General features: G+C 50.5%; 9 protein-coding genes. 4 read left to right on the forward strand and 5 right to left on the reverse strand.

The window, feature by feature from the left end; all coding sequences use genetic code 11:
* Positions 1-69: 69 nt before the first annotated feature.
* From LN737_RS03890 to LN737_RS03910, 5 genes are all read right to left on the reverse strand, one after another.
* The gene (locus tag LN737_RS03890; protein ID WP_405516388.1) at positions 70-501 is read right to left on the reverse strand and encodes a hypothetical protein; all 432 of its coding nucleotides are present in this window, start codon (positions 499-501) and stop codon (positions 70-72) included.
* 2 nt (positions 502-503) lie between these two features.
* On the reverse strand, positions 504-1,370 hold the full coding sequence (locus LN737_RS03895) for a transglutaminase family protein (RefSeq protein WP_405516390.1): 867 nt from the start codon (positions 1,368-1,370) through the stop codon (positions 504-506).
* Between the two features lie 108 nt (positions 1,371-1,478).
* Positions 1,479-3,125, reverse strand: coding sequence for an OmpA family protein (locus LN737_RS03900; RefSeq protein WP_405516392.1), 1,647 nt, complete (start codon positions 3,123-3,125; stop codon positions 1,479-1,481).
* A 166-nt stretch (positions 3,126-3,291) separates the two neighbouring features.
* Positions 3,292-3,924: a hypothetical protein gene (locus LN737_RS03905; protein ID WP_405516394.1), complete on the reverse strand. Its 633-nt coding sequence runs from the start codon at positions 3,922-3,924 to the stop codon at positions 3,292-3,294.
* Between the two features lie 40 nt (positions 3,925-3,964).
* On the reverse strand, positions 3,965-4,594 hold the full coding sequence (locus LN737_RS03910; protein WP_405516396.1) for an MgtC/SapB family protein: 630 nt from the start codon (positions 4,592-4,594) through the stop codon (positions 3,965-3,967).
* A gap of 129 nt (positions 4,595-4,723) precedes the next feature.
* Here LN737_RS03910 and uvrA point away from each other — a divergent pair, with 129 nt between their 5' ends.
* From uvrA to LN737_RS03930, 4 genes are all read left to right on the forward strand, one after another.
* Entirely contained in the window at positions 4,724-7,666 is a 2,943-nt protein-coding gene (uvrA, locus tag LN737_RS03915; RefSeq protein WP_405516398.1) for an excinuclease ABC subunit UvrA, read from the forward strand.
* 93 nt (positions 7,667-7,759) lie between these two features.
* Positions 7,760-10,141 (forward strand): sialate O-acetylesterase, encoded by a 2,382-nt coding sequence (locus LN737_RS03920; protein ID WP_405516400.1) that lies wholly within the window; start codon positions 7,760-7,762, stop codon positions 10,139-10,141.
* A 136-nt stretch (positions 10,142-10,277) separates the two neighbouring features.
* Positions 10,278-13,052: a DUF1553 domain-containing protein gene (locus LN737_RS03925; RefSeq protein WP_405516401.1), complete on the forward strand. Its 2,775-nt coding sequence runs from the start codon at positions 10,278-10,280 to the stop codon at positions 13,050-13,052.
* Positions 13,053-13,111: 59 nt separating this feature from the next.
* Positions 13,112-14,614: a DUF1501 domain-containing protein gene (locus tag LN737_RS03930; protein WP_405516403.1), complete on the forward strand. Its 1,503-nt coding sequence runs from the start codon at positions 13,112-13,114 to the stop codon at positions 14,612-14,614.

The following is a 14,614-nucleotide window of genomic DNA, read 5'->3' on the forward strand; positions in this document are numbered from 1 at the left end:
ATCCCCCTTGATTTCAAGGGGGATTTTTCGTTTGACAAAGGCTATATAATACGTCGCTCAGCCAGTAGTTTATCGGTAACCCACAAAAGAAAGAGTACGTTCAGGCGTATTCTGAACGCTCAGCCGTAAGAGCTTCCCTTGCTTTTCCATACCGCTATTTGTAAAAATCCGATCCGTTTGTAACGTGCCCACAACTGAGCCACCGGCATGAAGTTGTATACTATTGGCCTGCCGGCTCAACGTTATGTGCTGAATGACCTGATCCGATTTCTCCGGATTCGTATAAATCAACGCTACGCCACTATCCGATTCTGTTTTGAGTTCAGCATAGGGCAGCAGATTGGAGGGCACAGCTACGTAAGAAGGATCTAGATAAACATTCGTCCGATACGTACCAACTACCTCTGCAGCCAGGGTCGATGGATTCGGTTGAATAGCATCGTCCTGTTGGCAGGATGTCATTAGCCCGACAAAGGCGCAGAAAAGCAGTTGTTTTTTCATAGTCAGTTACCTCCTTGATTATTAGACCCAATTGAGGTCGAGAGGGTTGGAGCTTCTTCTGATTTTTTTTCGCTCTCGTTTTCCTCATGTTGAGCGGTATCGACCCACACTTTCATGTCGTTGAGGTTCATGGGGCCAAATTGCGTTGTAAAAGCAACATCGGCAGCGTCGCGTCCGTAAGCAACCGTAATGCGGTTACCGCGTGGCTGCTTCTGCGTCGCGTCGAACGTAAACCAACGACCATCCACATAAGCTTCAAACCAGGCGTGCAAATCCATTGGATCAAGCTGGTACAAATACCCAACGACCATCCGGGCCGGAATATTTAAGGCGCGGCACAATGTAATGCCCAGATGCGTAAAATCACGGCATACACCGATACGGTTGTTGGCCGTATCAACAGCAGACGTACTCGCATCGCTGGTGCCGTATTCGTATTTAACGTTTTCGTGAATCCACTTACGAATCGCTTCGGCCTGATCGTAACCGGGCTCGATACCCTCCGTGATTTTAGCGGCTAAATCCCCCAACTGATCAGATTGGCAGTACCGGCTCGGCAGTGTATAATGCAATACGCTGTCGGGCAGTTCTTCTACCGGAGTATAGGGCGCACCGGGCGAAACATCAATCAAATCGGCCGTCTGGACAGTAGCCGAGAAATGAATCGAAAACGGTCCCGGCGGAGCGACAACCCGTTGGCAGAGATTACCATACATGTCGGTAAATTCTGTTACGTTAACGGCGGGGGTAATCTGGTATTCTTCGCGGATAATCCACTGCCCGGCTCCCGAGCGGGGACGTAACATCAATATGAGGGGCGTTGGGGTTTGTGCTTCAAAAGTAAGTTCACAACCAGCGTTTAGTTGCATATCAGGATGTATAAAAATTGTATTGGAAGTTGTTTGAATCAATGAGTTAACTCAAAAGATTCGCGATGGTTGATGCTTTTGCTGTTTTTTTGCGTACCACTCAGGTCGTCATTTCTTCACAATTACGAATTCCACCCGTCGGTTTTGCTGGCGTCCTTCGTCGGTATCATTGGTTGCAACAGGCTTTGTTTCGCCAAAACCTTTACTAGCCACCCGGTCTGGTTCGATGCCTTTGCTGATAAAATACTCGCGAACAGCATCGGCCCGATCCTGCGAAAGTTTGGCATTCAGTTCATTTGAACCTGTATTGTCCGTATGACCCCGTACTTCAATAACCATCTTGGGGGCTTCGTTCAACGTTATAACTAACCGATCCAGTTCTGGACCCGATTCAGGACGTAATTCGGATTTTCCCGTATCGAAGAAAATATTGTTCAAACGTACTGTTCGGCCTACTTCAACCGGAACGAGCTTCAATTCTTTGCCTTTTATTTCTTTATAGCCATCGGTCTTCCCCGTCAGATCAATGTTATCCCCTTCGGCAATAAAGTCTTTGGCAATAGCGCGCATGGTGTATTTCTGCCCGTAGGGCAGCACAATTTTATATTCGCCTGTAACCGGGTCGGAAGTAGCCTCGCCTGCTTCAGCGCCATCGGGCAGTGTCTGGTAAACAATACGGGCTTCAATCGGCTTACCGGTGGTCTGGTCAATTACTTTGCCACTAATGAGCGCCACCGGGTCGGGCGTGGTTATATCGGTTTTACTCGCTACGTCGTCGCCGTTACCTACCTTACCAGGCTCATTTTTAGAGCCGTCATTCAGTTTTATCCGAACGATGTCGCCTTTGCCTAAGGTATTTTTGAACGTAGTCAGGTAGGCATAATCCCCTGTAGCAGAGAGCGAATAATAAGCATCATACCCATCCGTATTGACCTTCGGGCCTAAGTTAACGGGTTTTGACCAGTGCTTCCAGGTTTTATCGACCCGCTTGACCACATAAATATCATTGCTACCTAAACCCCCATCGCGGTTGCTCGAAAAATAAAGCGTAGCGCCATCGGGTGCCAAAAACGGCGTGGTTTCCGTAAATTTCGTATTCACTTCAGGACCGAGGTCCATAGGTTTGGTCCACGAGCCGTCTTTCTGCCGAAAACTCACGTAAATATCATCTTCCTTGCTATTTTTCTTTTCGCTGAAAGCCATCAGCATCACTTTCCCATCAGCCGACATAAACCCGCAGTCGAACTGCCCTTTGCTCATGTTTACGTAATTGGGAATGTCTATTTTCTGCGGAGCTGACCAGCCATTTGCCGTACGTTTGCTGATGGAAAAGCCCCGTGTTTCGTAGGTTCCGTTGTTGTACTGCCCTTTAATCAGCATGGTATTGCCATCAGGCGTAATGCTGTAAGCACAGTTGTATTCGTCTTTATTCAGCGGGGAACTCATGTGCTGAGCGGCTCCCCAGTGTCCACTGGCGGTGTCGAGTTTAGAGAACCAGATATCCTGGCTTCCTTTAGCACCATGCGTATTGTTGGGATGACTGATCCGGGCAAAATAAAGTGTCTGGCCATCGGGCGAAATCATAGGGTTGATTTCGTTGTACTCCGAGTTAATCTGATTGCCAAGGTTTTCGAACGACTGATTCTGCGCGGATGCATTCGCTTTGGCCGTTGAATCTTTCTCCGGCTGGCCGCTGGTCGACAGAGAAACAGACAGGAAAAGCAGGCTGGCGGCAACAGCGCTAGTGGCATTCATAACGTAACGAAGGTAGTGGGATAAATTTACTGTATAAACGACAGGAAATACATGTTTTGTATGCATAAAGTGACGCAGTACGTACTGCGTCACTTTATGATGATCCAGTAAACATTAGCGTCAGTCTTCGACGGCGAAAAATTCAGCCATACCGACTGATACCTGTTTAGAAGAACGATAACCGCAGCACAAACGGACTACCTCCGTAAACCTGATACGAAATGGGGTCATTGGGGCGGTAATTCAGGTTATACAATGCCGTAAGATTCACGCCAAACCGACGGGTAATCGGCTGCATATAGGTAAGGCCCGCCAACGGTGCGGTGACATTTCCGGTGAAGGCGGTTGATACCTGATCAACTTTCTGTTGGTACATGTTGGTTTGCAGTTCACCATGCAGGTACAGATTTGGCAGAATGCTCGGAATAAACTCGTACATAAGAAAACCTCTACCGCCATACTGATTGATGGTAACCCCCTGATTAGCGTAGATATAGCCGGGCTTGTAGCGGGTATACACGTAATTACCGCCGATACCCACAATCAAATGCTCCGTAGCCTGATAAGCAATAACGGGCGAAACACCTAAACTAAAGGGGTTGCCAAACTGAAAACCGGTTATGCCCCCGCCAAAGCGTAGCCGCTGCCCAAATGGTAAGGGTTCACCGTCTACGGTCTGCGTGCGCAGGGGGTCCCGACCCTGATTCCGCCGATCTTCGGGGTCTTCCGTTAATTGGCCAAAAGCAATACTACTACTTAGTAAAAGTGTGATAAACAGAAACTTCTGGATATAATTCATGGTGAATTTGCTGAATAAACTTACTGTTAACTAAACGAAATCAGAACGTGAATTCTTTTACCTCAGGGTCATTGAGTAAACGATTAATGCATTTTTCATGATTCTGCTCGGAGCCATCCACGCGCCAGTGCCCAATCATGTCTGTACCAATTCGCTGCTGCTGACTCCGCGTCGGTGATAGGTCATACTCTTCAAATAATTTCTCGTATTGATGCATCGTGTTGTTGCGAAACGCCGTAACGATTTTGTACTCACGTGTTTGATTAAGCCGTTGAATTCGATCTGTGAAATTGCCCTGAAGTAGCAGTGCTCCCAAAATGAGAACAGACCCCATTATGGCAATATCATAGTGACCTGCCCCTACACACATTCCTAACGCAGATACAGCCCAGACAGTTGCAGCCGTGGTTAGTCCTTTTACGCGGTTATCTTCCCGGAAAATAATGCCTGCACCCAGGAAACCAATTCCGTTAACAATATTGGCGGCAATCCGGTCGCCCGATCCACCAATTCGCCCTGAGGCTAGTGTGAACAGGGCAGAGCCTACACAAATCATAATCATTGTACGTAGCCCGGCAGCCTTTCCGTGGTATTCACGTTCGATACCAATGAGCCCTCCCATCACCAGCGCAACACTCAATCGAATACTGTCTTCCTGTGCAAAATCCATCGTTTCGTTAGCTAGTACGGTACTTCCTGGCGTCTCGTTGCATTTGCTGCGAAGAATAGCAATCTGGAGAAACCATATTTCAAAATAAACCGTTAAAATTTAGATAGAGTTTACCCTCATTAACACCGAATGACCCAGACAACGGAAACTGAACCGCTGCGTTCTGTTGACCATCTCGACCCCAAGCAGTTTATTATTATTAAAGGGGCGAAAGTACACAATCTAAAAGGAATTGATGTCGCCATCCCGCGCAACAAATTGGTTGTACTGACCGGCTTGTCGGGATCAGGCAAATCGTCATTAGCGTTCGATACGTTGTTTGCCGAAGGGCAGCGCATGTACGTCGAAAGCCTAAGTAGCTACGCCCGACAGTTTTTGGGCCGTATGGAAAAGCCTGAAGTTGAGTACATTAAAGGCGTTTCTCCTGCTATTGCGATTGAGCAAAAGGTTTCGACACGTAACCCGCGTTCTACGGTCGGTACGTCTACCGAAATATACGACTACCTGAAGCTGCTCTTTGCCAGAGCCGGTACTACGTATTCACCCGTATCGGGGCATGAAGTCCGGAAAGATACGGTTACGGACGTGGTCAATTATATGTATGCATACGAGGCAGGCCAGCGGGTTATGATTATGGCTCCGCTGCGGATTCGTGAAGATCGTACGCTTGCCTATGAATTGAACATTCTGCTCCAGAAAGGCTATACCCGAATTGTAGCCGATGGCGGTCCGACGGGTCGGCAGGTGTTGCAAATTGAAGACGTCATCGAGTCGACCACCGACAGTGAACTGGCGGCTACTGTTGAAAAGCGGTTATTTTCAGCCGATCTGGAAATATTGGTTGACCGTGGTACGGTGCTGTATGATGCGGAAGGTAAGCCCGATGAAGATAATCAGTACCGGTTTTCGGACTCCGTACAAACGGCTTTCAACGAAGGAGATGGTACGTGCCGGGTCGATATTGTCGGTAAGGAATCCCGTACGTTTTCGGATAAGTTTGAACTCGATGGCATCACCTTTGAAGAGCCAAGTGTTAACTTATTCACGTTTAATAACCCGTATGGTGCCTGCCGCCGATGCGACGGATTTGGTAAAGTACTGGGCATTGACCCCGATCTGGTTATTCCCGACAAAAACCTGTCTGTTTTCGAAGGAGCCATTGCCCCCTGGCGGAGCGAAAAAATGAGTGAGGAGTTTTTAAGACCTCTGCTCAAAAATGGCATTCGGTTTGACTTCCCCATTCACCGGCCTTACAAAGACCTGACACCCGCTGAGCAGGAACTTCTCTGGAAAGGAAATAAATATTTCGATGGCCTGAACTCGTTTTTCAACTACGTCGAGAGTCAGACATTCAAAGTACAATACCGCGTTATGCTGTCACGCTATCGCGGGAAAACAACCTGTCCCGAATGTCGCGGATCGCGGCTGCGGAAAGACGCGAGCTACGTGCGAGTAGGAGGGAAGTCGATTACCGACCTGGTCCTGATGCCCATTACGCAGGTAACGACCTTCTTTCATGAGCTTGAACTACCTGCCCACCAGCAACAGGTTGCTAACCGTATCCTGATTGAAATTCGGAACCGGCTCGATTATATGGAACGGGTCGGGCTTGGATACCTAACCCTGAACCGCCTGACCAACACGTTGTCGGGGGGTGAATATCAACGCATTAAACTTGCTACGTCGCTTGGTTCGGCGTTGGTTGGCTCCATGTACATTCTGGATGAACCGAGTATTGGCCTGCACCCCCGCGATACACAACGGCTGGTAAGCGTACTCGAATCCCTGCGCGACATGGGTAATACGGTCATTGTCGTAGAACACGAGGAGGAAGTAATGCGCTCGGCTGACCAGCTTATCGACATTGGCCCGGATGCGGGTTCACTGGGCGGGCATCTGGTTTTCCAGGGTACGTGGGCGGAGATAGCGAGGAACGAGGAACAGGGAACAGGAAGCAATGAGTCTGGTGATATAGGGGGGACTAACTCCATGCGCTCTCACACGCTTGATTTTCTGACAGGACGTGAGACCGTTCCGGTGCCCTCATTCCGGCGTAAGTCTGCAAATTTTATTGACCTGAAAGGGGCGCGGGAGAATAACCTGAAAGACGTCGATGTGCGGTTTCCACTCAATACGTTAACTGTAGTTACGGGTGTTTCGGGTTCCGGAAAAAGCACGCTGATTCGTAAAGTGCTCTATCCAGCTCTGTTACGTCAAAAAGGCGATGCGGCAGAAGAAGCGGGTAAATACGATAGCCTTGGTGGATCACTCGACCGCATTTCGTCGGTGGAAATGATTGACCAGAACCCTATTGGCAAATCGAGCCGCTCCAACCCAGTTACGTATATCAAAGCCTATGATTACCTGCGGCAGGTAATGGCCGATCAGCCAGTATCAAAGGCGCGGGGTTATAAACCAAGTCATTTTTCGTTCAACGTCGACGGCGGACGCTGCGAGGTTTGTCAGGGTGAGGGTGAGGTAAAGATTGAAATGCAGTTCATGGCCGATATCTACCTCAAGTGTGAGGGCTGCGGAGGCAAACGCTTCAAGCAGGAGATACTGGAAGTGACGCTGCACGACAAGAACGTATCGGATATTTTGGATATGACTGTCGATGAGGCCGTTGCGTTTTTCCGCACGTTTGAATCGAAGATGGCCGATAAACTACAACCGCTACAGGACGTAGGATTAGGGTACATTGGCCTTGGTCAGTCAGCCAATACGCTCTCTGGTGGTGAAGCGCAACGTGTTAAGCTGGCGTCGTTTCTGGGAAAAGGAAATCCCAATAAAGGCAGTACGTTGTTTATTTTCGATGAACCGACAACGGGATTGCACTTCCACGACATCCGTAAATTATTGTCGGCGATCAACGCGCTGGTCAATCAGGGCGATTCGGTGATCATCATAGAACACAACATGGAAGTAATCAAAAGCGCTGATCACGTAATCGACCTTGGCCGGGAGGGTGGCGAAACGGGCGGCTATGTTACGTTTACAGGTACGCCTGAAGAGATGGTGAAACTGCCCAAAGGCGAAAACTACACAGCTGATTATTTGCGGGGGAAAGTATAAATTTCTGGATAAAGTTAACGGGTTCGCTCTATAGGATACATACCCAAAGGCGAACTTTTCGTTAACTTCGTGGTGGCTTTCTATCCACAACGCATGCCTACTTTTGTCAGATGGCTTTTGCTGCTTATCGGCTGGCCTTTGGTTGCCGTAGCACAACTCCAGATTACCCATCCAATGCCCCGTCTGGTGGTTCAGCGTGCAGCCGATGGCACTGGCCGTGTATATCTCTCAGGGCGCCTGACCGGCGCTGTAGATCGGGTAGAAGCTCAGTTAACCCCCGTTTCGGCTGGTCAGGGCACCGCTACCAGCTGGCAAACGGTTCAAACGTCGCCAACAAATAATCTGTTTCTGGGCTATATCACAGGTACGGGTGGCTGGTACGTATTGACAGTACGTACTGTTGTAGGTGCCAACGTAACTGCCCAGGCGACGGTACAGCCCATAGGCATCGGTGAAATCTTTATTACTGCCGGACAGTCAAACGCGCGCGGGCTGGGAATTGGCGACAATGATCTGGGTACGGCTACAGATCGTGTCAACGCCATCGATTCCATCAACCATTCCTATCCACCCGGAGCACAGTCGCTTGTCTCATCGGGCGCTCCTTCTCCAGTACCGGTTTTCAAAGCGTTAACGGCAGGTCGACGGGTTTTCCCGATGGCCGAAAGCTCGTGGGGATGGGGTGAACTTGGCGACTACATCGTTAACCGTTATAACGTTCCTGTGGCTTTTTACGTAACGGGCTGGGATGCCGCTACGGTTGAAAACTGGAACAGCACGGCTTACGGGAAGCCTACCTGCAACCGGTACTTCTGTGTCGAGAACTGGCCAAATCTGCAGCCCTATACCAATCTGAAAAATGTATTGTCGTATTACGCATCCGTAGCAGGCGTTCGGGCCATATTGTGGCATCAGGGTGAATCCGAAGTGGGCGATGCTACGTCGGGAAGCATTCCGCTGTACGCCAGCCGACTGGACTCGCTGATTCAAAAGACAAGACAGGATTTTGGCGGACGTAACGTACCATGGCTGGTAGCGCGGACCTCCTTCGATGGGAATACAACCCGCCCGCTCGTGATTGCCGCGCAACAGCAGGTTATCAACAACACACCCAATGTGTTTCAGGGGCCTTACAACGATACCATCGTTTATCGGAATGCCGGGAGTCAGGATGTGCATTTTCGGAATGCATTGCGCCCGGCCACTCATCCACAGTATTACCTGAACCCCAACTCGATTCCGTCAGATATGGGACTGTCACGATTTGCCCGTAACTGGAATTCTAGTTTGACGGCTGATTTTTTCCAGAACGCTGCGCCAATCACGCCCACACAGTTTGCAGTAACGGGAAATCTGGCCGATTACGCATTACCGGGAGCCAGTCTAAGCGTTTCGTTCAGCACACTGGGTACGTTTAATGCGGGCAATCAATGGCAGGTGCAACTGCTGGATTCGCTTGGTCAGTACGTGGCTGCCTTAGGCAACGGTTCTGCAAGTCCGATACAGGTTACCTTGCCGAATACGTACCAGAGTGGTCGTTATCAGGTACGTGTCGTATCAACTGCGCCTGCTGTTCCGGCTGTTCCATCGAATTTATTTCGGATTACCACTCAGCCGCCACTGGCTGACCTGAGTCTGGCGATAAGGACCAGTCAGCGAACGCCAAACGTCAATGACCCGGTTACGATCACTTTGACGGTAAAAAATGACGGCCCCGGCCAGGCTACTAACGTAGCGGTTCGGAATCGACTCCCCGACAATTTTACGTTCGTGTCATCATCAACCATGTCGGCCAGCACGAGTGGGGTAGTTGGTACAATTGCCAGTCTGAGCGCTGGGGCCACAACCACGCTTAGCTTTGTGGCGCAACCAACGGCGGGCGGTACGTATCGCAATGCAGCCGAAATTTCCCAGTCCAGCCTTACCGATCCGGATAGTCAGCCAAATTCGGGTACAGGCGATGGGCAGGACGATGCGGCAGAAGTTGATTTTCGAACCAATCAAACGGCCAATGCTTTATTTATATCGCCCAATCCGAATCAGGTTCCATTGCCTGCCGTTATTAGCAGCCAACCGGCCCCCAACCCAAACAAAGCCGATTTAAGTCTGACGATGGCTGTGAGCAGCCTAAGCCCACAAATTGGAAGCACAGTAACGTGTTTTTTAACGCTCCGGAATCAGGGCGGCCTGACTGCCACGAATGTGGGCGTAACTGCTTATCCACCCGTTGGTATGACGTTTGTTCCCGGCGATGATTTTACGCTATCGGGCGCGAATTTGGTCGGTAATGTGGCTAATCTGGCGGCTGGCGGCAGTGTTACGTTACGTTTCAGAGCTACAGTAGCCACTTCGGGACAGAAAAGTTGTACCGCTCAGGTCAGCTCGGCGGCTGTGCCTGACCCCGATTCTACGCCGGGCAATGGTACCACAAATGGCGAAGATGACACGGCTCAGATCGATATTCGAGCGCAATAACCTTCCTCAATTAAGCACTCATTCTGAACGCATTAGCGCGTTTCTACGTTAAAATTGAATCAATCGGTGATTTTCATAGTACAAAACCTCGGCTTCCTGCTTTTAGCAGTAGGACCTGTTTGCTTGTGTTGGTTATATGAAAAGTGGGTGGATTCTTTTCGGCGTTGGAGGTATCGCGCTGGCGTTGATGCTCTCATCGTTTCTTGGTTTTTTTGAGAAACGGGTGGATTATAACACCCAGATCAAACCACTGCTCAATAAGAACTGCATTGTCTGCCACGGTGGCGTCAAAAAAGCGTCGGGCTTCTCATTATTGTTTCGGCACGAAGCGGTGGCACCCGCCAAATCAGGTAAGCCTGCTATTATTCCGGGCGATGCCGACGCCAGTGAAATGATTCGCCGACTGACGCTATCTGACCCTGACGAACGGATGCCGCTCGATCATCCGGCTCTTAAACCCGACGAAATTGACGTACTCCGTAAATGGATTGACCAGGGCGCTGAATGGGGCGATCACTGGGCGTATCAATCCGTAAAAAAGCCGGATGTACCGGAAATTGGTACGTTCTGGAGCCGACTGGGTATTGCTGAAAATGACGAAACAGCATGGGCGCAAAATGAAATTGATCATTTCATTCTGGATAAATTACGGCAGGACCAGCTCAAGCCGTCGCCCGAAGCTGACCGCGCTACGTTGATTCGCCGGGTCTCGCTCGATCTGACCGGTTTGCCACCTACAGAAAAAGAAGTTGCTGATTTCCTGAACGATAAATCGCCAAACGCTTACGAGAAAGTTGTTGACAGGTTGCTGAAATCACCGGCTTACGGCGAACGATGGACGGGTATGTGGCTCGATCTGGCGCGCTACGCTGATACAAAAGGCTATGAGCGTGACCCCGGCCGGAAAATCTGGCGGTACCGCGACTGGCTAATCAAGGCGTTTAATGAAGATAAGCCGTTCGACCAATTCACCGTAGAGCAACTCGCGGGCGATCTGCTACCCAATCGGACGGAGAATCAACTCGTAGCTACGGGTTTTCACCGTAATACGATGAACAACGATGAGGGAGGAACGCAGGATGAAGAATTTCGAACAGCCGCGGTACTTGATCGGGTCAATACGACCTGGGATGTCTGGCAGGGAACGACTTTTTCCTGCGTACAATGCCACAGCCACCCCTACGACCCATTTGTTCATGACGAATACTATAAGTACCTGGCTTTCTTTAACAATGCTCGTGATGAAGACGTAACGAGCGATACGCCCACGCTACGCTTTTATAAATCGGATGATTCACTCAAAGTCATTACGTTACAGCAGTTTATCCGTTCATCGGCACCAAACCCGAAACAGGTGCAGACCGAACTAAACCGCGTTACCGATTTTGTCCGGACCATTGAGCCTAAGATTAATTCACACGATTTCGATCAGTACGTCAACGCATCGCTGATTGACGCCAAATATTTTGGTTTTCAGGATAAAGGATCGGCGCGAATCAAAAACGTTACGTTGACCGGCCGGCCTCGTTTCTTCATCAAATGGGGTACAAAAGCGATCGATGCCACGGTAACGCTACGTCTGGATAAAATGGATGGACCGATTCTGGCTCAATTGCCGACACCAAAACCGGGAAAAGACACCGTTCAGATTGTTCCATTGCCGTTGATTTCGGGGCGCCATAATCTGTATTTGTCGCTCAATAGCCCAACGAAACCAAAAGAATGGGTGCAGATTAAGTGGGTTTCCTTTCAGCCGCTGTTGCCGGGTCAATCAGTAAGCAGTCTGGACGAAAAAGATAAACTCCTGACCGAGTTGTTGAACATTGACACGGAGCAAACGCCTATCATGCTGGATGGGTCAGGCGATCTGGCCCGTGAAACGCACGTGTTTGAGCGGGGTAACTGGACCGTAAAAGGGAAGCGCGTAACCCCCGACGTACCAAAATCTTTCCCGGCAATGGCCCCTGATTTACCCAAAAACCGTCTGGGACTAGCGAAATGGATGGTCAGTCGCGAACACCCATTGACCGCTCGGGTGGCCGTTAACCGATTTTGGGAGCAGTTATTCGGAACGGGTATTGTCGAAACGGTTGAAGATATGGGTACCCAGGGAATTCCGCCTACGCACCGCGAATTGCTGGATTATCTGGCCGTTGAATTCATGGAAACGGACCATTGGAGCGTTAAGAAACTGCTGAAGCGGCTGGTTATGTCGGCAACGTATCGGCAGCAGTCCAGTGCGTCTCCTGAACTACTCGCCAAAGACCCGTTCAACAAGTTACTGGCTCGCGGTCCGCGCGTTCGGCTATCGGCAGAGGCAGTGCACGATCAGGCGCTGGCCGTAAGCGGCTTGTTAAGTCATAAAATGTATGGTCCCAGCGTAATGCCCGTACAGCCTGATGGGATCTGGCAGTCGCCCTATGACGGTGAAACCTGGAAACAGAGCACAGGTGAAGATCTGCACCGGAGGGCTTTGTATACGTACTGGAAACGAACCGCGCCGTATCCGTCGATGGTGACGTTCGATAGTCCAAGCCGGGAGTTTTGTCAGTTACGCCGATTACGCACAAATACGCCTTTGCAGGCCCTTGTTACGCTAAATGATCCTGTATACGTAGAGGCTGCTCAGCAACTGGCCGATTACATGCGTCAGCAGGCAGGTTCTCCCGAGGCACAGATACAAGCGGGTTTTAGGCGCGTCATGCTGCGGGATTTACCGGCTAAAAAACTGGCTATTCTGACTCGGCTGTACCGCACCACCGAAGCACACTATCGCCAGAATCCGAACGAAGTGGAAAACCTGCTGTCGAAGCCGGGTTTAAACTGTGCCACGGTTACACCCCAACTGGCCGCCCTGACTGTAACGGCGAATACGATGCTGAATCTGGATGAGGTGATTACGAAAGAGTAACGTAGTGCGGGTGGAAATCCGCTTTCCCTGACAAACAACGGGTTCGTCCCGTATGCGATATGAATAAACTCCTTAAAGAACTCCAGCAGGCTGCGGCTGAACGTGAAACGCGTCGGCATTTTCTGCATACCTGTACGACAGGGCTGGGCGCTATGGCGCTGGGTTCCGTTCTGGCAAGCTGTGGTTTATCCGGTAAAAAAAACGTAGCAACCAATGAGGTCGGGGGCGCTACTCCATCGGGGGAGCCGACAGCACCCCATCCATCGCAGTACGTAGCGAAAGCCAAACGAGTCATTTATATTCACATGGCTGGTGCACCGAGTCAGTTGGAGTTATTCGACTACAAGCCCGAACTAGCCAAATACCATGGGAAGGACTGCCCGCAGGAATTACTGGCAGGGAAAAAATTCGCCTTTATCCGGGGTGTGCCCAAAATGCTGGGGCCGCAGGGGAAATTTGCGCAGCATGGGCAATCCGGCGCCTGGGTTTCTGATTACCTGCCACATTTACAAAGCGCTGTAGACGATATTACGTTTATCAAGGCCATGCATACGGATCAGTTCAACCACGCGCCTGCGCAGCTGCTTATGCATACGGGAAGCGCGCGGCTGGGTCGTCCTAGTCTGGGTTCCTGGGTGACGTATGGGCTTGGTACCGAGAATGATAACTTGCCTGGCTACATTGTGCTGGCATCGGGGGGTAAGCAACCGGATGCGGGAAAGTCTGTGTGGGGGAGCGGTTTTCTGCCAACCATTTATCAGGGCGTTCAATGCCGTACGGATGGCGATCCGGTATTGTATGCCTCGGACCCTTCCGGCATTAGCCGCGACGTTCGTAAACAAACCATCGACGCGATTAGTCAGATCAACCAGCAGCAATACGACGATGTGAAAGACCCCGAAATTCTGACGCGCATTGCGCAGTACGAACTGGCGTTTCGGATGCAGATGTCGGTGCCCGATGCGATGGATATCAAGAGCGAACCCAGCTATATTCTGGAGAGTTACGGAGTCGATCCAAACAAAGGGTCGTTTGCCCGAAACTGCCTGCTCGCCCGGCGGCTGGTCGAGCGGGGAGTGCGATTTGTTCAGTTGTTCGACTGGGGGTGGGATACGCACGGCACAGGCCGCGATGGAGCACTGGAATACGGGTTGCACGATAAATGCCGCGAGTCGGATCAGGCGGTCACGGCTTTATTGAAAGACCTGAAACAACGCGGTTTGCTCGACGATACATTGGTTGTTTGGGGCGGAGAGTTTGGCCGAACACCCATGCAGGAGAACCGTGATGGACAAGTGTTGCCATTCATGGGGCGCGATCATCACTTGGAAGCGTTCACGGTCTGGATGGCAGGTGGTGGCGTCAAACGTGGGTTCTCATACGGAGAAACCGACGACATTGGCTATTACGGTGTAAAAGACAAAGTGCACGTTCATGATCTGCAAGCCACGATTCTGCATCTGCTTGGCTTCGATCATACCAAATTAACGTATCAGTTCCAGGGCCGCCCTTTCCGACTGACGGATGTAGCGGGAAAGATCGTTAAACCGGTACTCGCCTAA

This window comes from Spirosoma sp. KNUC1025, from assembly GCF_045160025.1.
GTDB lineage: Bacteria > Bacteroidota > Bacteroidia > Cytophagales > Spirosomataceae > Spirosoma.